Here is a 22,496-nt window from a genome sequence, read left to right on the forward strand (position 1 = left end):
TTAAATAATTTCAAAATAGCGGTCCAATTCCCAGTCCGTAATATGACGGCGAAATTCGCGCTCTTCCCATTCTCGAGAAGCAGCAAAATGATCAACAAATGAATCGCCAAATAAAGAACGAGCGGCTTTTGATTCCTTAAGACGAGTAGCCGCTTCCCAAAGAGTTCGAGGTAAAGCAAGCTCTGCTTCGTGCTGCTGTGTATAAGAATTGCCTTTAATTTCGGGATATGGTTCCAGTTTTTGTTCGATTCCATACAAACCAGAGCCTAAAGCGGCTGCCAAAGCCAAATAAGGATTCGAATCGGCAGACCCCAAACGATATTCAACCCGCTGCGACTTATCACTTCCCGGTATAACACGTAGTGCCGTAGTACGATTTTCTACACCCCAGGTTGCATCAGTTGGAGCCCAAAATCCTGGAATCAAACGAGAAAAACTGTTCACAGTAGGCGAGACCATTGCCAAAAACTCAGGCATAAGTCGCTGTTGCCCAGCTACAAAATGCCGTTGAATTGGGCTCATATTATAGGGCATGGAAGGTTCATAAAACGCACTGGTTTCCTCATTTTTATGGCGTAAAGAAAGATGAATATGTCCGCTTTGACCTGGATAATGCGGCGACCATTTAGCCATAAAAGTTGCCATCATATTGTTGCGCTGCGCTAAAACCTTCATAAATGTTTTAAACAAGGCAGCCTTGTCCCCTGCTTCGAGGGCCTTATCTACAGCAATCGCTGCTTCAATCACCCCAGGGCCTGTTTCCGCATGCAACCCCTCAATAGGAAAGTCCATAATCTCACTCATATTGAGAATCTGATGATATAAATCCGCATGGACGGTATTGCGAATCATTGAATAACCAAAGAAGTCAGGCGTCATGGGTTTTAAATCGCGGAAGCTTTTAGACCGTACACTGTCAGGTGTTTCGTCAAACATAAAGAATTCATATTCTAAGGCAGCATAGACGACATACCCCATTGAATCCGCTTTATTAACAATGCGACGCAGCAATGCTCGAGGACATAAGGCTTCAGCCTCTCCAGCAAATTCAGCCATAAATAACAACTGATTTTCTTCAAAAACCAGATCGCGACACGTTTCGGGAAGAATACGCACTAAAGTATCAGGGTAACCGGTGTGCCAACCAGTATATTTCCCATTATCGTACAGTTTATTTTTGGAGTCCCACCCTAAGATCACATCACAAAAAGAAAAACCATTATCCAGAGCCGAGAAGAATTTATTACGACTCATATATTTTCCAAGCATAACTCCATCTATATCAAATAAACCAACCTTGACATGAGTTAGATTACGCTCTTCAACAATTTTTTTGGCTGCTTCAACGGTCTTCACATCCTTTGGAGTTAACATAGCATTTCCTTTGCCTGTTCATTATAAGTCATTAGATTTAGTCTATTTGATAATATCCCAGATTCTATTCTTGAATCCAAGGTTTATTTTTTGATATTTACAAAGGTCAATATGGAAAATAATTGCACAACAATTATCCCTATACCCTAAATTAACCAGTAATCTTCCCCTACCATTTCAAATAGGCTCTACTCTACCTTAGATCATTTTGCTAAAATCGCCGCAATTTAAACTCGAGTAAAAACATTCATGACAACTTCCCATACGCCGATGATGCAACAGTATTTACGCATTAAATCAGAATATCCTGATATGCTCCTGTTCTACCGTATGGGCGATTTTTATGAATTATTTTTTGATGATGCCAAGCGTGCATCACAATTATTGGATCTTACTTTGACCCATCGTGGCCAATCTGCTGATAAACCAATTCCTATGGCTGGCGTTCCTTACCATGCTGTAGAAAATTATCTGGCAAGATTAATTAAAAAAGGCGAGTCGGTAGCTATCTGTGAACAAATAGGAGATCCTGCAACCAGTAAGGGACCCGTCGAACGTCAGGTTACCCGTATTATCACTCCAGGAACAGTGACTGATGAAGCACTTTTGGATGCTAAAAAAGATAATTTACTTTTGGCCGTTCACCATCAAAAGCAAAAAATTGGTCTCGCATGGGTTGAATTAAGTAGCGGCCGTTTTCATTTACTGGAATTAGCTGAAACAAATCAACTCAGCGCAGAGCTTACGAGATTGCAACCCGCAGAGTTGCTCTTACAAGAAACATCCTCACTGGAAGAATACTGCCAAAATTTCCCAATTAAGCTAAGACCAGGCTGGGAGTTTTGCTTCGATAGTGCCAAAAAACTCTTATGTGAGCAATTTTCAGTAAATGATCTCGCCGCGTTTGGTGAACAAGAATATACCACCGCACTGGTTGCAGCAGGTGCTTTACTGGCCTATTTACACACAACACAAAAACAATCGCTACCTCATTTAACTACGATAACCCTAGAACATACACATGATTACTTGCAACTCGATGCCGCGACACAAAAACATCTTGAGTTATTTGATAATATCAATGGCAATCATGAAAACAGCGTATTATCTCTTCTGGATAAAACGGCCTGCTCCATGGGCGGTCGTTTGCTCAAACGTTGGTTAGGAAGACCGCTTAAACATCGTGGCAAGATCAAAGCCCGCCAAGATGCGATAATGGAACTACTGCATCTGCAAAACGATGTATCTATCCATGAATTATTAAGACAAACATGTGATGTAGAACGGATTATCTCGCGTATTGCTCTAAAATCAGCTCGCCCACGTGATTTAGTTGCTTTAAGTCATACTTTAGCGTTACTTCCCGAGCTGAATACTGTACTTGTGCACAACAAGAGCGAACTCACCGTACAATTAAAAAACCACATTAAACCGCTACCAGTACTCCAGCAATTGCTCGCATCCGCGATTATAGAAAACCCACCAATGTTAATTCGTGATGGTGGCGTTATAGCTCCCGGTTTTGATGAAGAGCTTGATGAATTGAGGATGCTCAGCACGCGTGCCAACGATAAACTCATGCAATTGGAGCTGGAAGAAAAACAAACAACTGGATTGTCCTCGCTGAAATTTGGCTTCAATAACGTACAAGGATATTACATTGAGCTGTCCAAAACCCAAGCAGAGAAAGCACCACCTCATTACCACCGAAAACAAACTTTAAAAAATGTAGAACGTTACATCACCCCAGAATTGAAGCAATTTGAAGAGAAGGTATTATCGGCGCAAGTAAAGGCCTTAGCACGCGAAAAATGGCTTTATGAGAATTTACTGATTGAAATCCAGAACAATATAAACGAATTGACACAATTAGCGCAGGCTCTAGCTCAACTGGATGTGATAACAACTCTGGCAGAGCGAGCACAAAGTTTCAATTGGTGTTGTCCAAATCTTGTAGCTGAATCGCAAATTACCATTGAAGCCGGCCGTCATCCAGTAATTGAACATTTGCTCCAAGAACGTTTTATCGCCAATGACCTGCATCTTAAACCATCGCAAAATATATTGCTTATCACCGGCCCCAATATGGGCGGAAAATCAACGTACATGCGCCAAACAGCTTTAATTGTACTTCTAGCACATATTGGCAGCTTTGTACCCGCTAAATCAGTCACTTTAGGACCTATTGATAGAATTTTTACACGTATTGGTGCTAGTGATGATTTAGCCTCTGGACGTTCAACCTTTATGGTAGAAATGACTGAAACAGCACAAATTTTAAGACAGGCAACCCATGAAAGTCTGGTTTTAATTGATGAAATCGGTCGCGGAACCAGTACATACGATGGCATGGCGCTAGCCTATGCCGCTTGCACCTATCTTGCAACAACCATCAAGGCCTATACTTTATTTTCCACGCACTACTTTGAATTAACAAATCTTCCCCAGCAGTGGTCATGTATTCGGAATGCTCACTTACAAGCCTCTTTGGATACTGGTCGCATCATCTTTCTATATCGGGTAGAGCCTGGACATGCAAACCGAAGTTATGGGCTTGAGGTCGCCGAGCTTGCCGGCATACCTGCTGAGGTTTTAAAAATTGCCCACACTCACTTACATCATGTACAAAATCAGACTCCATCGACTTTGCAAACCCAACCTATAGTTCAAGTAAAACCTCAATCACCTATTTTGCGTGAATTGGCGCAAATTGATCCCGATCAATTGACTGCTAGAGAGGCGCTTGACTTGATTTATCGACTCAAAAGCATGGAAACGGCGGATGTATAGTAATGCAACAGCAATGTAGGCTGGGTGCAGCGCAGATATATTTTATTCCTAGCCCTAAATTTCGAATAAGTGTATATTCATAAAAGCGTTTTATACGCAGAATAAGAGGATTTTTCTGGTGAAGCGAGTACTGAGACTATCATGAAGAAATTAATTTATATGATACTTCTCATTACCTGTTTTGCTTTATTTGCTAAAAGTAATGACTTGGCATCCATTACAATTCATGGAGTTTCTGGAAAAGTAGAGGCGAACGTTGAAAAACGATTGAATGAATTACAAAAATTAAAACCTCTCTCCCAATTTAGCCTGGAAGAATTGAGAGAACAAATACTTCAAGCGGTACAACCTTTCGGCTATTTTAAGGCCGAGGCAACACTTCAAAGACCTAATGCGCAGCAGTTGCTCATTACCATCCATGCTGGCCCACAAATCATGATTTCACAGCTTAAAATGGAGATAATTGGTGAAGGAGCGCATAATCCTGTCTTGCGTGATGCAATAAAAAATATACCTCTACAGCAAGGAGCCCCCCTTTTCACGGAACAATATGAACAAACTAAATTAAAACTCCTTGATAGCGCAGAAAGTCAGGGATACATGCGTGCTGGATTTAAGAAAAGTGAAATTTTAATCGATGAAGATAACTATACAGCAGAAATCACACTCATTCTTGATACTGGACCTCTTTATTATTTTGGACAAATACAATTTAACCCTACATACATTAACCCTAAATTACTGCATCGTTTTGTTCCTTTTCATCCAGGACAAGTCTATTCAGGAGATAAGATACTTAAATTAAACAATGATTTATCAAACAGCGGCTACTTTAGTTCCGTTCTCGTTAAACCACAAATTACAGACAACCCAACAACTCCTGTACAAATCTATACTGAACCTGTATCCAAATACTCTTATACCCTTGGCGCAGGTTACGGAACAGATACAGGACCTCGCGGCCGAGCTGCCTTACATGTAGTACCAGTCAATAGCCAAGGACATAAATTCAATCTTATGGCTCAAGGATCCTTTGTTCAAAATGCATTACAGGCCCAGTATGTTGTTCCCGGAAAAAACCCTGTAAATGATCAATATACTCTTACCGGAAACTTTTCGAATTTAAGCTACAGTGCAGGTTATAGTAACTCGATTCTTATGTCACTGGCTCAACAGCATCGTGTAACTAATTATCAACGCACTTTATCAGTCAATACCTTATATGAAGGATTTCATTATGCATTAGAGCCAAATACGAAACAATTTCTACTCTATCCAAAAGCAAGTTTTACGTTTAGCAAAACACAAGATCTGCTTTTTTCGCCATCTGGATATAACATCACGCTTAATGGCCTTGCTGCAAATCAAGCTCTCTTGTCGACAATTAATTTTGCCCAAGCTTCCGTGGATATAAAAGCTGCAATGCGAATAGAACCAATCCGTTTGCGTCTTTACGGACATGCAATTCAAGGAGTTACAGCAATCAATAACATCAATCAACAACCATTGTCGCTTGCATTACTTTTAGGAGGAGCAGATAATTTAAAAGCATTTAGTTTTAATGCAATAGGTCCCGGAAGAGTACTCAGTTACGGTGGCTTTGAAATTCAAAAGGAAACCAAAAAAAACTGGTACGTCATAGCATTTTATGATGCAGGTGCTGTTTACAATCCAACTCCTTTAGCTGGATATTTCGATGCAGGTGGTGGTTTAATGTGGGTTTCACCTATAGGACCAATTAAAGTAGGATTAGCTCAAGAAATCAATAAACGATGGCAGCGGAATAGCAGCAGTCCACGATTAGTAATCAGCATGGGACCAGACTTATGAAGCGAATTCTGGTAAAAACTCTGCACGTGTTAGTCAAAACACTTTATATTAGCTCGTTATTTCTTATTTTATTAGGCGGAATTGCCTTATTTTTATTAGAAACCCAATCGGGGTTACATACGATAATTCATTTCAGTCGTTTATATCTTCCTGGTAATATAAAAATTCATCAAATTGAGGGTAGCCTATTAAATCACTTTACTGTGAGCGGAATCGAATATCAAAATAAATCACTTAAAATTAAAATAAAACAATTGGATGTACAGTTGCATCCTCATTCTCTATGGGAAAGCCAATTAATAACTGCTCAATGGCAAGGCCTACAATGGAACACGGAACAAGATAAAGTTATCGATAGTGAAAAAGGAACAATTACAGCAACCGGTGTCTTGCCCAATCTACAAATTGATATGCATTCTCAAATGACCACTGCTCCTGAGGATCATTGGCTAATGAAGGCAAAAATTCGCGGAACCTTGCCTTGGCAATGGACTTTTGATGCAAATCTAAGCCCTCAGAATAGTGCACCCCAGCATGCTCGTTTATATACCAATTTATCAGCTCAAGGTGAGATTAGTGCTAAAAATCAAGGGAATTTATTGTTCACAATACGTCTTGGTGTTTATCATGACCCCAGTAATGACACCCTCCCAGTGCTTCAATTCAAAGGTGGTTCTCTAAAGATCCTTCTTTCACCTGAATATCTTAAAGGTTCTGGTATTTTAGCGATTGATGAACATAAAAATTTAAAACTGAAGTTTCAATTACCTAAATTTGCTCTTGATACTGGCTTAAAAGACGAGCAACCAATCAACAGTGAATTATTATTGGAATTAAACTCCTTGGATTTTATCCAAAAAATTAGCCCCGAAATTAGCAAACTAAAAGGACAGTTGATTGCTTCATTAAAAGTAAACGGTACTTTGAGTAAAAGAAAAATCGAAAGTCAATTAAGACTGATAAACACCAGTTTTTTCTTACCTCGGCTAGGACTTAATATCGATTCTTTTGAGGTGAATGTACGTGGAAAGGAACGTTCTTGGGAAGCAACAGGTTCTATAGTATCCTCAGGTCATCATTTATCACTTACTGGGAAGGCAAACCTAAGCACCCAATTTACAGGTGATATCACCCTGGAAGGCAATGATTTTCCACTGGTTCAAACCAGTGAATTCAAAGTCGGCATTTCACCAAAACTCAATCTACATTTAACACCAACAGTACAATCCATTTCAGGCACTATCTTGGTTCCTTATGCTGAAATTAAACCCCGTTCATTCCACAACAGCGTTTCCTTGCCCGATGATGTGGTTTATAAACGTAAGGAAAAATCATCCTCTTCGTTTACCTTGATTAATAGCATGGATATTGATCTTAAAATGGGAAAAGAAGTTGTAGTTAATGTAAAAGGGTTAAAGGGTTATTTGGATGGAGTACTGCATTTAAAACAATCGCAACAAAGTTCAATCAATGCATATGGTGAACTATCAGTGAGACAGGGTACTTATAAGGCCTACGGACAGGATTTGGCAATACAACAAGGACAATTAATCTTTACTGGTGGGTCCATAAGTAATCCGGGAATTAATCTCCGTGCTGCAAAAAAAATTACTACTACTTCAACAAACTTTGCTAGTTCGAGTCAACTTTTAGACTTTAATAGTACCGATGTGCAAAATATTAATTATGGGGAAACCATGACTTTAGGCGTAGAAGCAACCGGTCGCTTAACCCGTCCTAAAATACAATTATTTTCTGATCCTTCAACTCTTTCCCAAGCAGATATTCTTTCCATGCTTGTTCTAGGTCGTCCCGCGAACCAAGCAGACAAGGCTGGAGGACAATTACTTCTAGCGGCTATATCGTCGATGAATCTTGGTAGCACCACGAACAGTCTCCAACTTTTAGAACAACTCAAACAAACGGTTGGTATTGATTTTAATGTACAAACGAATACCAACTATAATCAACTCACCAATACCTCAAGCGACACGACTTCCTTTGTAGTGGGAAAATCTCTTTCAAAGCGTCTTTATTTAAGCTATAACATCGGTCTGTCACAAACAGATGCGAATATGTTGACGCTGAGATACTTACTCAATCGATTTTTTAGTATCCAAATTAGCAACAGTGATAGCAGTAGCGCTATTGATTTTTTGTATACCTCCAATAAGAAAATAAAAAAAAGAAAACACTAAAATGCAGGTTTGATCAAGTAAACGTAATCGGGAGGTGAGGAATTCTCGGTCATCTCCCTGGGTTAGGGCTTGCGTCTTCACCCAAGTTACAGGAGTTGTGTTAAAATATCTCGAATTTTTTGGGCGCTTCGATCTCTTAGCCACAGAATGAACTACATGATAGGAATTAATTCATGACCGACTACAATATACCATTAAGATTAACGCGTTTAAGAAGCAATCCGATGTCCCGAGCCTTAATTAAAGAAACACGCTTGCATCCGCAGCAATTTATTGCTCCTTTATTTATCAGTGAATTACTTAATGAACCGCAAGAGATAAGTGCGATGCCTGGTCAGTTTCAATTAAGTCTTGATTGTCTCCCGAAAGAAATTGAGTCGCTCTATTCCTTAGGCATTCCAGCAGTACTTCTATTTGGCATTCCTAAACAAAAAGATGCTTGTGGTAGTGAATCATTTCATCATGAAGGAATTATTCAAAAAGCGATAAAAAAAATTCGTTCTGTAAATAAAGACATCCTCATTATTACCGATCTTTGCTTTTGTGAGTACACAGATCATGGTCATTGTGGTGTGCTTACTGAAGAATGCATTGATACTGAAAAAACTCTGGCTTTACTTGCAAAACAAGCGGTAAGTCATGCGCAAGCTGGTGCTGATTGGGTTGCACCCAGTGGAATGACTGATGGAATGGTGAATGCAATTCGTCAAGCATTAGATGCACAAGGATATCAACATATTCCTATTTTAAGTTACAGTGCCAAATATTGTTCTTGTCTATACGGACCTTTTAGAGAGGCAGCCCAAGGAGCACCAAAATTTGGTGATCGCAAGGCCTATCAAATGGATCCTGCGAATGGCGCTGAAGCCTTAAGAGAAACAGCCCTGGATCTTGAGGAAGGTGCCGATATGATCATGGTAAAACCTGCTGGATTTTATTTGGATGTTATAGCAAAACTAAAACAAAATTTCCCTGAAGTGCCTCTTTGTGCTTATCAGGTAAGTGGTGAATATTCAATGATTAAAATAGCTGCTCAAAACAAGCTAATCAATGAAGAACAGGCCATTATAGAAAGTTTGATTGCGATAAAACGTGCTGGAGCGGATTTTATTATTTCTTATTTTGCAAAAGATATTGCACGCTTGTTAAGTCAAAATAAATCATTCATATAAGATGCCCAGCCCATCACTTTTTCTTACAATAAAAACCCACGCATATGGTGTCTATGAACCCTACGGTGATAGACACTTAGTTATTTTCCGATATACTCTTGATGGGTTTTGATGTAGAAAAACCGATTGGTTTAGAACTGTTTGACTTGTCACTAATCATAGTGAATTCAATAAAAACTAGCCAATCATTTATAATTAAACGGAGAAAGAGAGATAATGAATTTAATATTTAAAAGTTTTTCAGCAGTAGCTTTAGGCATCAGTGCTTTAACAGCTTTTGCAAGTCCAACTTATTTAATGACGCATAATAACACTCCTGAAGAATCAAATGCTTATATAGCAGGCGTCCCTTCTGCATACCCAACTCCCGCCAATTCAACTCAAAAAGTTTACTGGAATCTCGTAAAATTGGCCTGCTACGGACACACAACAGGTAAACAATGCTCTGCAGTAATTAAAATGGCCACGAATACATCAAATCCTATTGAGGTAGGTGAAGTTCGTATGGATCTTGATACAGGAGATATCACTCCAAAGTTTTTATCTAAAAACGGATATACCCTTACTATAAATGGTCCTGGTGAAGCGACTATTACTAAAAAGTAATCAATCTTATTTGGATTAGTGAGGAGATAAGCTCACCTCCATATCAACAACCCCCATCGTTTAATAAATAAAAAAGCCACTTTAAGTGGCTTTTTATCTATCAGAATCAATTTTAAGTAATTATTTTGTAGGAGCTTCTGGGGCTTTATCAATAATCCATGTCAATTGAGCACCAACCAGATCTGCTGCGAAACGACCATCATTAACTTCCACATTGTATGTAGAAGTTTGTGAAAGAGGCTGTACAGAATTGACATTTGGTTTATTACCAGCAAACAGATGGGTGTATCCTACATCAACACCAACAGTAGGTCGCCATTGATAATGAGCGCCAACGGCAACAGCCCAACGATCGACATCAGGTAAACGCACATTTCGATCTATATCATTTGTTGGCGTCTGATCATAACCGCCACCCACACGGAGCATCAACTTGGGATTTACATGATAGTTTGCACCAAGCGCAACACGCCAGGAATCGTGGTAATTTTGAGGTACATTACTATTAATATTTGCCTGGGTCACATTAAAAAATGGCGCCCCTCCAATATTTGGTACAGCCACATTGTTCAATTGGATGTTTTTAAACGACCCCCATCCAGTATAAACAACAGATCCCAATAAAGCCAATTTCTCATTGATATCTTGGTATCCACTTAAAGTAAGCACATCAGGGAATTCTTGTGGGTTAGTAAATACATCATTATTTGTTCGAGATGTCGAAGGAGGTAATACCGGGAAAACCAGATTAAAATTGTTATTGGCTAATATTCCGGAAAAACGGCTATGTCCATAGAAAACATGTCTCATTCGGGACAGATAATTAAGACCTATACGTGTGTGATTGTCATTAAATATTCCCATCACCCCAACATGAAATCCAACCCCCCAAGATGAAGCTTTGTTATAACTTAATGAATCAACAGTGGCAGGATCTTCCCCAAGAATTTGAAATAAAGTCGGTGCACCAATCATTTGATTGAATTTAGCACGTGCCCATTGGAAATCTAGGCCCGCTCCAACTGCAAAATTTTCAGTTAAGCGAGTACCCAATTCGGGTGAAATATCCATGGTTAAAATTTCAGTATAGGTAGATGAATAACGTACTGGTGAATCAGGAGCCCAATCAGTAGACAAACCAAATGGTGAGGTAACACTTAGGCCGAAGGTAGTACGTTCACCTAAAGGAAGTGCGTAATGAAATGAAGGGACAAAACCATTGTAACTGCCATCTACGCCTTCAAACTCTTGTACATATTGAACGGATGAAGGAAACGGTGGAGGCAGACCAGTAGATGTATTAAAGGTACTGGTACCATCTAGTTTAAGAGTAGGGAATATACCAATGCCACCAAAAACTACTTGCTGCTCACGAAGCAATGCTAAACCAGCAGGATTATACCATCCTGTTGATGCATCAGCCGCTTCTGCGGCAGAGCCAGCAGCATAGTTACCAACGGCATATCCGGCACCTTCTCCATATAAAGAGAATCCAGCTGCATGAGCTCCACCAGTAGCTAGAACACTAATTACAGCCGCGTTAACCAGTGTTCTTAAAGGTTTGTGCATATTCTTCACTCCTTACTCCTCAAATATCATACTTCCAAAATTGAATAAATACGTTCGCTAAAAAGTGAGTGTACCCTTTTTTCAAATCATTAAAAATACCTTTTTCTTATTTATATTCAACGAGTAATGAATATTAACTCATAATGAACCAATTAAACCCATCATGGCCAATTAATGAATTAAAACCATCAATAAATCTGTAATTCAACCTATAAGAACTTGTGCATCTACTTCTGTCCATGTTAATGTGTATTAATTTTGTGCGGAAATGAATCATGCAACAAATAGTAACTAAATTTGGCGGTACCAGCGTTTCAACTCGTAATAATTGGAATAATATTGTTTCCATCACCAAAAAGCATATGAGTTCCGGGGTACAGCCTGTTATTGTATGCTCCGCACTAACACAAATTTCTAACAAACTTGAAAAAGCCATTGAAGCGGCTTTAATCAATGAACATCAGAGTATTCTTACTGATATTCGTAATGGGCATCTTAATCTTGCTGAACAGCTGGAAGTCGATCCTGAATTAGTAGCGAAAGATTTGCTTCAACTAGAGCAGTGGCTCACCGGCATTGCCTTATTAAGGCAGGCTCCTGCCAAAACACATGCAGAAATTTTAAGTATGGGCGAGCTGATGATGACCCGCTTAGGGCATTCATTTCTCGAAAAACAAGGAATTCATTGTAAATGGTATGACGCGCGCGAGCTCTTAACCAGTTCGCCTTTCCCTGAAGGCGGATCTGCAAATTACCTCTCTGCTCGCTGTGAAAGTGAATATGATCCTCAGTTAGTTGAGAAATTTATCTCCAGTGGTGCTCAAGCCATCATTACTCAAGGATTTTTTGCTGCCAACCCTCAAGGCGAAACGGTTTTACTAGGTCGTGGTGGCTCAGATACATCCGCCGCGCTTCTTGCAGGAAAGCTTCAAGCAGCATCGTGTGAAATTTGGACTGATGTTCCAGGAATTTATACGGCGAACCCTCATCAACTGCCCCAAGCCCGTTTATTGAAAAAATTAAATTACGATGAAGCTCAAGAAATTGCGTCCATGGGAGCAAAAGTGTTACATCCCAACTGCATACCCCCGGTTCGGCGCGCCAATATTCCAATGTCGGTTAAATTTACTCAAATGCCAGAACATTCAGGAACGCTTATTACCAAGGATATTGATGAAACGGCACCGTTAATAAAATCCATTCAGATTAAAAATAGCATCTTATTGATCTCTATAGATACCTTGCACATGTGGCAACAAGTTGGATTTTTATCTGATGTATTTACAGCCTTCAAACATCATGGTTTCTCGGTAGATTTGCTCTCATCTTCAGAATTTAACGTTACTTTATCGCTAGATATCAATAGCAAAATACATGACCGCCCAGCAATTAATGCGTTACTTGCAGAACTCAATCAATTTGGTCGGGCCAAACTCATTGAGCCATGTAGTGCAGTAAGTCTTGTAGGCCATCATATCAGGACAGTATTACCACAACTTGGTCCTGCATTGGAGGTGTTTGAAGCAAAACAAGTCTACTTGATGTCACTGGCATCCAATGATTTGAACCTAACTTTTGTTGTCGATGAGTCGCAAGCAAATCAATTATGTCAAAAACTTCATCACTTGCTTATAGAAAATAACCCTCAAATTTTCTATTACTCAAAAAGCTGGCATGAAGAATTTGGCAAACCTGCTGTTCGCAATATTCCATGGTGGGAAAAAGAGCGCGATCGGTTATTAACCATTGCCTCGCTCAATTCGCCTTGTTATGTTTACCACACTCAAACCCAAGCGGACCGAGCCAAGCAACTACTGGCTTTAAAATCAATTGATACATTATTTTATGCAATTAAAGCCAACCCTCATCCATCGATTTTAAAAACTATGGAAAAAGAAGGGATTGGTTTTGAATGTGTTTCCATTCAGGAGTTAGACCGAGTATTAGAACTCTTCCCTAACATAGACCGAAAACGAATTTTGTTTACGCCTAATTTTGCGCCAAAAACAGAATATGAATATGCTTTAAATGTTGGCTGTTATGTCACCATAGATAGTCTATATCCGCTAGAGCATTGGCCTGATTTATTTAAGAATCGAGAAGTTATTATTCGTATTGACCCTGGTACTGGTGCCGGTCATCACAAACATGTCTCAACAGGGGGAAATGAATCAAAATTTGGCATTACGCAAAATGACATTGACCAAATTATCGCACTAACGAATAAAAATAAAATCCAGGTAATAGGTTTGCATGCACACTCAGGAAGTGGCATTCTCACTCCAGAATTATGGCAACAAACTGCTTTAATGCTTGCATCGTTAACAGAACAATTCCCTCTCGTTAAATCCATTAATTTGGGTGGTGGCCTAGGTATCGTGGAGAAACCCGGCCAACAACCATTGGATTTTGCAAGTATGGATGCGCTGTTAATGGCCGTGAAATCACGATATCCACAGATTGAAATCTGGCTTGAACCCGGTCGATTTTTTGTAGCGGAAAGCGGTGTTATTCTCGCTAAAGTTACTCAATGCAAAGAAAAAGGAAAGGTAAAATTCGTTGGCATAGAAACAGGTATGAACTCATTAATCCGCCCCTCCTTATACGGCGCCTACCATGAAATCGTAAACCTGAGTCGATTACATGAAGAAAAAGCTGGTTTTTCTCATATCGTGGGCCCTATTTGTGAATCAGGAGATACTTTAGGATATGACCGATTATTACCCGTAACCGAAGAAGGTGATGTGCTATTAATTGCCAATACTGGAGCCTACGGTCGTTGCATGAGTTCTCATTACAATTTGCGTCCGCCGGCACAAGAAATTGTTGTCGAATAAACTATCTTCTCCCTAATGGTTGCTTTTTTGTTGCATACATTGTTTGCGTATTTGTCATTCCCGCGAAGGCGGGAATCCATTCCTAATAAGGCACAATGCACTGTAGAATAGGTTCTCGCCTTTGCCGGAGCGACGTTTTTTCCTTAAATTAAGGGTAGAGGAGAGAAGGTTCCCATAGAAGGATGAAGATTATGATGTTTTTGTAGTCCAGTTTCATTACTCCCCGATTAATGACAAATATATAGGAATAAAAATAATGCTAGTCGACAGTGATCAACGAAGCCAGGCCACTAATCCTTCCTTATCATTTATCGTACAAGCCCCCGCAGGATCAGGGAAAACTGAAATTCTTACCCAGCGCTATTTGCGATTGTTGAGTACGGTAACGGCTCCGGAGCAGATTGTCGCATTAACATTTACTCGCAAAGCCGCGAGTGAAATGCGTGAACGTATCGTATTGGCGCTACAGCAGGCAGCACATCATAAAAAAGCCAATACGCCTCATCAACAAATGACACTTGATTTTGCCCATGCAGCACTTCAAAGTGATGCTTACTATCAATGGGATTTGTTACAGCAGCCCAATCGATTAAGAGTCATAACTATAGACTCTTTATGCCAAAGCATTAATCAATCAATTCCACTTTTGGAAAAGCAAATTTCTTATTCACAAATTACTGAGAAAGCTGAAAGTCATTATTTAAACGCGAGTCGATGCTGTATTCAGTTTGCGCTGACAACCCCTGAATATCAGAATGCAATAAAAACGCTCTTGCTACATGTGGATAATCGCCAGGATCGATTACTTGAATTATTCACGGTATTACTCTCTCAAAGAGATCAATGGATAACTCCGTTATTTCAAGCACGGACTCAAGAAAAATCAGCGTTTGAGCACGCACTACTCCTTATAGAACAACATGAGTTAAAACGATTCACACAAAGTCTACCTCCACATTTGGCTCAAGATTTAACTCAATGCGCCCGCGAATTGGCAATCATAGAAAATAATCCCAGTTCACCACGCTATCTGCTCAAAGATTGGTATGATTTTCAACAAACCACCCAAGAGATAGCAACAGCCTTAAGTAAACTCTTGCTTACAGGGGATGCAAATTTCCGCAAAAGCTTTGATCATCATGTAGGTTTGCTCAGTAGCTCCTGCGCTCCAGATGAATATAAAAGACTAAAAAATGCCAGCAAAGAATTGCTCAACGAACTCAATGAATACCCTGATTTTCTTGAAGCATTAATCCAAGTCAGCAATTTACCTAAACCAGAATATGATTTGGAGCAATGGGACGTCCTGCAAGCGCTGTTTTTATTGCTCCCCTTTCTTGTAAGTCATTTACATGTTTTGTTTAGCGAGCAAAATGAGGTTGATTTCACTGCCATATCTCAGCAAGCATTGAGTGCATTAGGTGATGAAGAAAATCCGACTGATTTAGCTTTATATTTAGATCATACTCTTCATCACATTTTGGTCGATGAGTTTCAGGATACATCAATTACTCAATTTGAGCTGTTAACGAAACTCGTTCATGGATGGCAGGAAGATGATGGAAAAACTCTATTTATCGTCGGTGATCCCATGCAGTCGATTTACCGATTCAGGCAAGCTGAAGTAGGATTATTTTTTCGCGCTAAAGAACAAGGCATTGGGCCTGTTAAATTAAGATCGCTAGAATTAAGCTGCAACTTTCGCTCAACACAAACTATTGTCAATTGGGTAAATCATCAATTTTCCAATATCTTCCCCAAACAAGTTGATATAGAATCTGGAGCTGTTTCATTTCATTCCAGTGTCAATGTCATTCAAGATGAAGAATGCAGTACCATTTGCGCCCTACAATTTAAAAATAAGGAACAGGAAGCAAAAAAACTCATCGAAATCGTTCAATACGAATTACAAACTTATCCTCATCAATCTATCGCGATTTTAGTACGCTCAAGAACGCAACTCGTTGAAATAACTAGACTCTTGCGCCAACATCAGATTCCTTATCAGGGTACGGATATTACTTTATTAACCAATCTAGGCCATCTACGTGATGTTTGGTCATTGACCCAGGCCTTGTTGACACCAGCGAATCGCCTCTCCTGGCTCGCGGCTCTTCACAGTCCTTATTGCGGCCTTGCTTTAAATGATATTCATGCCATAGCACAGTTTAATAAGAAAAAATCAATTTACTTTGCCTTATTGCATTTAAACAAAATCCAGGGGTTAAGTGAGGAAGGTAGGATTCGCGCCGATTTTTTTATACGAGTTATGCATAACGCTTTAACTCAAAGATATGAGAGCAAGCTTTCAGCCTGGGTGATTCAAACATTAAAAGAATTGTATATGGATAGTATTCTGAACACCGAACAACTCAATGATCTGGAACAATTTTGGACCTTACTGGATCGCCACGAACAAGATGGTCGTTTACCGGATCTAAGCGAGTTTCTCTCAGAACTTAACAAACTCTATTCACAACAAGCAAATCCCTCTCGTTTACAAATAATGACGATTCATAAGTCCAAAGGGCTTGAATTTGATACTGTACTTTTGCCTGGCTTGGGAACGCAACCCAATCGTGGCGATAGCCCGATGTTACGTTGGCTTAATTTGCCTACTCAAAAACACGGCAATTTGTTGCTAATGTCTCCCATACAAGCTGCACACCAAGAGCATTGTGCATTATATGATTATTTAAGTCGATTGGATGGAGTTAAAAGCCATTATGAAGCACAGCGATTACTGTATGTTGCAGTAACAAGGGCAAAATCACGTCTGTATTTAACGGATCATTCAGAACGTTCCTCTAAAGCCTCGTTTAAGAGCCTTCTTAAACATATAGAATTTACTGAAGATAACCCCATACACATGCTTGAAGAAACAAACTTGTCTTTACCTAAATTTGGGCGTTTACCACTCGATTATTACCGAAATATAACACCTGATGCTTTTGATGTGCATCTCAACATCAAGACGACTCCCCCCTCTTTATCAACAAATATCCCTAGATTAACAGGCATCGTAACTCACCAACTCTTGCAATGGATATGTGATCATCATCCTGGGACTGTAGCTGAAGTTCCTTGGAACCTTGCACGCTATGAATTACGAAAATCAGGTTTCGATGAAAAGATGCAACACGAGGCTCTATCCAGCATCCAGGAACAAATTACTCGGATATTTGAAGATCCAATAGGACTATGGATTATTAGCAAACATCATCAGGAACAAAATGAATACGAGTTATTGGTAGAACAGCATGGTAGACCCATTACTCGTATCATTGATCGCACGTTTGAGGATCAGGGCAAACGCTGGATTATCGATTTCAAGACAGGAAAAGAAGATGAAACATCAATGATAAAGCATCGACAACAATTGGTCGAATACGGTTCTTATTTAACAAAGCATACTCATCTTCCTATTTATTGTGGTATTTATTACCTCTCCAGCAATCACTGGATTAGTTGGGAATATGAACCTGCTGGACTCACTGTTTGATCTTGCAAACTAATCCTATGAAATAAAACTGCTCTGCGCTATTATTCCTCTTTTGTGTTAAAAGGCTAATCTATGACCACTGAAAATACCGTAATCCACTTGCTGAGTACCTTAAAAGATCCGTTTCTTGATCTTACCGGTAAGGAAATGAATTTACAGTGCAGCCTTGAAATGACGGATAAGCAGTTGAGCCTCAACTTAACTGCCGGATTTCCATGTAACTTACTTGAAGAACATTATAAACCTCTATTACTCGCAGCGTTACAATCAGCATTCCCCAATCAAAACATAGTCATTCACATCAACCAACAAATCAAACCGCATAGAACACAACTTGTTGGTAAAGGCTTGCGTGGCGTAAAAAATACGATTGCTGTGGCTTCAGGAAAAGGGGGTGTAGGAAAATCTACTGTAACTGTAAACCTAGCAACAGCATTAGCTCGATTAGGTGCACGAGTAGGTATTCTAGATGCGGACATCTATGGCCCAAGCATGCCTTTAATGCTCGGCAAAACCGAACCAGTACAAATCAGCGGCGAGCATTACATTCCTGCAAAAGCTCATGGAATACAATCCATGTCTATTGGCTATCTCACCAACAGCGAGCAGGCACTCATCTGGCGAGGTCCTATGCTTGCTAAATCGCTAATTCAAATGCTGGATATTACACTTTGGGATGATCTGGATTATTTATTCCTTGATTTACCACCAGGTACAGGAGATATCCAATTGACATTAGTACAAAAAATACCCCTAACCGCAGCTATAGTAGTAACTACACCGCAAAACGTAGCAACTCTTGATGCACAAAAAGCAATAACCATGTTTTCTAAAACAGGAATTGATGTGTTGGGTATTATAGAAAATATGTCCACTCATATTTGCAGCCAATGCGGACATCAAGAAGCAATTTTTGGTACAGGTGGCGCCGAAACTCTTTGCGCTACATACCATACAACATTACTCGGACAACTTCCTTTGGATGGACGCATAAGACAAAACTGTGATGAAGGTAACCCTACTGCAACTCAAGCTCGTAATGAATTAACTGATACATTGATTAAAACAGCAATGAAGAGTGCTATGGAATTGGCGAAAAAACCAATTAATTATGCGGATAAGTTCCCTAAAATTGTTGTTGAGTGAACTCAATAGAGACAGCTATAATCGCATTGTTACATGTAGTATTGTTGCCTGGATGCAAGATAGTAACTCTGTTTTTAAGTTAAAAATACCCCTGCCCCATTACTGAGGGCGTTGTTGAATAAATAGTTTGGAAAGATACAATGATGACCAAACTGTATATATGTAATTCCCCCAAAGGCGGGAATTACATGAGATTTTTTCAACAAAGCCCCTTTGGGAGAAAAGTAAGTTTCGCATAACTTCAAAGCAGAGTGGCTACAATGCAGTTAAGGGCAAATCCATTAAAATAACAACAATAAATAAATTAGCCATGGAACGATTAATAATAATAACTCTTAGCCTCCTGTATTCTTGCCTGACTTTAGCCAAGCCTTCTTACCAAATTGATTTAATTATATTTGCACAGCCAAATCAAAACAGAGCGCTTTCTATTGATGCACCGCTTATCCCAACAAATGCCAATGCAATATCCTTAAAAACAGATACAGAAAAATCAGGGAAGCCCTATCGCTTGTTGTCTCCTTCTTCTTCAAGCTTACGCGATGAATACTATTTACTGAGTCGAAGATCAAGTTACCAAGTCTTGGGGCATTATTCATGGAGACAACCAGCAAATAATCAAAGCATCGTAGCTCTACCCTTCATCGATCATCATGGTTGGCAAATGCAAGGTACTTTAAATGTAAAACAAAGCAATTATTATTCTTTTGATGCTGAGTTTCAGGTATCACCGCCCAATAACCCACAATCATCATTCACTGTCTCACAAAAACAGCGCTTAAAAGACAATGTTGTTTATTATCTAGATAATGCTCAGATTGGTATGATAGTTAAAATTCATAAAATGGGATAAATCAATCTAGCCTCGGTGCAGCACAGCGAAACTGGGGTTTTCTTTTTTATAGATTCCCATGGTTCACCTTAGAGAACGATTGGATTTGAGCGCAGGTTACGCTTAAACTTATTCTCTGAGAGTCTACGTTCCGCAACGTGTTCGCGGGACGTAGACAGGAAGGAAATATAGAAAAATATTCTTAAGTTAGTGCCATTACAGCATTCATCAGTATGTGGGGCTTCCGAAACGGGATTTTCGCGCAAGATGAGCTAAACACAGCCACTCAGTGAATGGAGCGTGGGCGCTTGCACTATTTTTTTCCCGGAGGGAAAACCTGATCAAACACCGTTGCACCACCCTCCACAACGTTTTTCACAGCAGTGTTTAAATCAAGAAACATCCGGATTGGCCTTATTTGAAAAAAAGCCCCAAAAGCCATTTCCCGACTGCCTGCTTCTGCCTACTTCATGCAATCCAAATAACGCGGCGGCGGTAAGAGTCAGCGAAGCAAATGGGCCTAATCTGGTGTAAAAAGGTGACATAAATAAATTTCCAAAACTGATTAATGCACCAGTCTTTAAAACTTTTTCAGAACTTACTTGTTCTCGAGGCATAATACATTTCCTTAATAAATTATCTAAAAATGAAAATATTATGGACGATTATTTTTATCATTAGGCATAATTTCGTCAAATATAGCCGCACCTCCAACAACAATATTTGCTAGAGCATTTTGCACTTCCGTGCTTTTATCGCCTGTATTACCACCAAAAAAGGAATTTAAGCTATTTACACCATTTGCAATCGGTCTTCTTTTCTTACCTATTTCATGCGCACCATATAAAAATGCACTCGTCGCAACAATTGCTGCAGTTAAACCCAATTTCGCATCAACCCAATACAAAGGCGCTAAAACTGTATTTCCAAGAGCAACTATAGCACCAGTCTTTCCTGCATCATCAATATTTATTTTATCTTGCGCCATATCAATTCCTTATGAATAATTATTTTTTAGTACAGACTATGTGAGCATAAATAAAATTGCAAGCATAAATTAATACATCATATTGACCAATATCAAACCACACACAAGGCAATGTGAATTGAATTAATACAATTCGTAAATTATACTCTCATATGATGCAATCAAATCATGAGCTCATAATGACCCAAAATAGCCGAATTATTGATGCGCTCACCTTATGTCTCAAACAAAAGTCCGATAAAGATTTTAAATTGAATAAATCAGCTGCTTACGCTGGACTATCTGACTTATATGAACACTATTCCCTGGAAAATAAAACCGACCAATTTTTTGAGGGATTTGAACAATTATGCATGATACCCAATGATTATCTTCTTGGAGACAATCAAATTTTGGATAATTTTATCATTCAATTCGAAAAAGTATTTCATCCCCAAAAAACTGAAAAAAGGATCAATCGCCCTACCCCATGGTGGGAAATCGAGCGTGACCGTCTGCTTGCAATTGCAGAACAACATTCTCCATGCTATGTATATCATTGCGAAACCCAAGTATCTCAGGCCAAACAGTTACTGAGCTTACAATCAATCGATACTCTATTTTATGCAGTCAAAGCCAACCCCCATCCTTCTATTTTAAAAACTTTGGAAAATGAAGGCATTGGATTTGAATGTGTTTCCATTCAGGAGTTAAAACGAATAACAGATTTATTCCCCCATATGAACAAAAAACGAATTTTATTTACGCCAAATTTTGCCCCAAAGCTAGAATATGAATTTGCCATGAATTTAGGCTGCTATATTACAATAGATAATTTATACCCTTTAGCAAACTGGCCTGAATTATTCAAAAACCGCAACATTATAGTCCGTATTGACCCTGGTACAGGTGCGGGCCACCACAAACATGTTATAACCGGAGGAAATGAGTCAAAGTTTGGAATTGACCAAAATGACATAGAACAACTTAGAACATTAACTCATAAGTATAATATCCATGTCATTGGGCTGCACTCACATTCGGGAAGTGGAATTCTTACACCAGAGCTTTGGGAGCAAACCGCTTTAATACTCACATCACTCATTGAGAAATTCCCTAATATTGAATTCATTAATTTAGGTGGTGGTTTGGGAATTGTTGAAAAACCAGGACAAAAACCCTTGGACCTGACAAAACTTGATTCACGATTATTAAAAGTAAAAGCAAATTACCCACATTTGCAGTTCTGGTTAGAGCCTGGTCGCTATTTCGTTGCAGAAAGCGGTGTCCTCTTAGCAAAAGCCACTCAATGTAAGGAAAAAGGCGAAGTCCAATTTATAGGAATTGAAACAGGGATGAATTCATTAATCAGGCCTTCTTTATATGGGGCTTATCATGAAATTGTCAATTTAAGTCAACTGCACTCAAAAAAAGCTGGTTTTTCGCATTTGGTTGGTCCGATTTGTGAATCTGGAGATACATTGGGATACGACCGGTTACTCCCCTTAACTCGAGAAAATGATATCATTTTAATTGCAAATACTGGAGCATATGGACATAGTATGAGTTCCCACTATAATTTAAGACCACCTGCAAAAGAAGTTATTTTTGAAGTATAGAATTATAACTTTTACCCATTTTTAAAATCCCCCCCCTCTATCCCGTAGTGACCA

The 22,496-nt window shown here is 39.3% G+C and carries 13 protein-coding genes and 1 pseudogene; 10 read left to right on the forward strand and 4 right to left on the reverse strand.

The genetic code is table 11. From position 1 onward, the window contains the following. Window positions 1–1,374, reverse strand: a complete 1,374-nt coding sequence (locus DGG96_RS06425; RefSeq protein WP_110141495.1) for a glutamine synthetase family protein — start codon at window positions 1,372–1,374, stop codon at window positions 1–3. A 249-nt stretch (window positions 1,375–1,623) separates the two neighbouring features. Here DGG96_RS06425 and mutS point away from each other — a divergent pair, with 249 nt between their 5' ends. The 5 genes from mutS (at window position 1,624) to DGG96_RS06450 (ending at window position 9,970) form a co-directional block, all read left to right on the forward strand. Continuing rightward, complete coding sequence (gene mutS / locus DGG96_RS06430; RefSeq protein WP_110141494.1) at window positions 1,624–4,164, forward strand: DNA mismatch repair protein MutS; 2,541 nt, start codon at window positions 1,624–1,626, stop codon at window positions 4,162–4,164. 141 nt (window positions 4,165–4,305) lie between these two features. Continuing rightward, window positions 4,306–5,994, forward strand: a complete 1,689-nt coding sequence (locus DGG96_RS06435; protein WP_110141493.1) for an autotransporter assembly complex protein TamA — start codon at window positions 4,306–4,308, stop codon at window positions 5,992–5,994. Continuing rightward, window positions 5,991–8,192, forward strand: a complete 2,202-nt coding sequence (locus tag DGG96_RS06440; RefSeq protein ID WP_110141492.1) for a translocation/assembly module TamB domain-containing protein — start codon at window positions 5,991–5,993, stop codon at window positions 8,190–8,192. The genes DGG96_RS06435 and DGG96_RS06440 overlap by 4 nt, the downstream gene beginning before the upstream one ends. Before the next feature lie 173 nt (window positions 8,193–8,365). Further along, window positions 8,366–9,364, forward strand: a complete 999-nt coding sequence (hemB, locus tag DGG96_RS06445) for a porphobilinogen synthase (protein WP_110141491.1) — start codon at window positions 8,366–8,368, stop codon at window positions 9,362–9,364. A gap of 216 nt (window positions 9,365–9,580) precedes the next feature. Beyond that, on the forward strand, window positions 9,581–9,970 hold the full coding sequence (locus tag DGG96_RS06450) for a hypothetical protein (protein ID WP_110141490.1): 390 nt from the start codon (window positions 9,581–9,583) through the stop codon (window positions 9,968–9,970). Between the two features lie 120 nt (window positions 9,971–10,090). On the opposite strand, the gene DGG96_RS06455 is transcribed toward DGG96_RS06450, so the two are convergent. Next, complete coding sequence (locus DGG96_RS06455; protein WP_110141489.1) at window positions 10,091–11,548, reverse strand: OmpP1/FadL family transporter; 1,458 nt, start codon at window positions 11,546–11,548, stop codon at window positions 10,091–10,093. 266 nt (window positions 11,549–11,814) lie between these two features. Here DGG96_RS06455 and DGG96_RS06460 point away from each other — a divergent pair, with 266 nt between their 5' ends. The 4 genes from DGG96_RS06460 to DGG96_RS06475 all read left to right on the forward strand — a co-directional run bounded on the left by DGG96_RS06460 (window position 11,815) and on the right by DGG96_RS06475 (window position 19,877). After that, complete coding sequence (locus DGG96_RS06460) at window positions 11,815–14,376, forward strand: bifunctional aspartate kinase/diaminopimelate decarboxylase (RefSeq protein WP_110141488.1); 2,562 nt, start codon at window positions 11,815–11,817, stop codon at window positions 14,374–14,376. Window positions 14,377–14,632: 256 nt separating this feature from the next. Further along, entirely contained in the window at window positions 14,633–17,878 is a 3,246-nt protein-coding gene (locus tag DGG96_RS06465) for a UvrD-helicase domain-containing protein (protein WP_110141487.1), read from the forward strand. Window positions 17,879–17,950: 72 nt separating this feature from the next. Next, entirely contained in the window at window positions 17,951–19,024 is a 1,074-nt protein-coding gene (gene apbC, locus DGG96_RS06470) for an iron-sulfur cluster carrier protein ApbC (RefSeq protein WP_110141486.1), read from the forward strand. Between the two features lie 310 nt (window positions 19,025–19,334). After that, window positions 19,335–19,877, forward strand: coding sequence for a CsiV family protein (locus DGG96_RS06475; protein WP_110141485.1), 543 nt, complete (start codon window positions 19,335–19,337; stop codon window positions 19,875–19,877). Between the two features lie 371 nt (window positions 19,878–20,248). On the opposite strand, the gene DGG96_RS06480 is transcribed toward DGG96_RS06475, so the two are convergent. Both DGG96_RS06480 and DGG96_RS06485 read right to left on the reverse strand, forming a co-directional pair. Then, window positions 20,249–20,473 (reverse strand): hypothetical protein, encoded by a 225-nt coding sequence (locus DGG96_RS06480; protein ID WP_240610441.1) that lies wholly within the window; start codon window positions 20,471–20,473, stop codon window positions 20,249–20,251. A gap of 38 nt (window positions 20,474–20,511) precedes the next feature. After that, window positions 20,512–20,844 carry a hypothetical protein gene (locus DGG96_RS06485; protein WP_110141483.1) on the reverse strand — a complete coding sequence of 111 codons (333 nt, stop codon included), beginning with the start codon at window positions 20,842–20,844 and terminating at the stop codon, window positions 20,512–20,514. 458 nt (window positions 20,845–21,302) lie between these two features. On the opposite strand from DGG96_RS06485, the pseudogene lysA reads away from it, so the two are divergent. Further along, window positions 21,303–22,442 (forward strand): annotated as a pseudogene (gene lysA / locus DGG96_RS06490) (diaminopimelate decarboxylase); the annotation flags it as partial. Window positions 22,443–22,496 lie beyond the last annotated feature (54 nt).

The organism is Legionella qingyii (assembly GCF_003184185.1).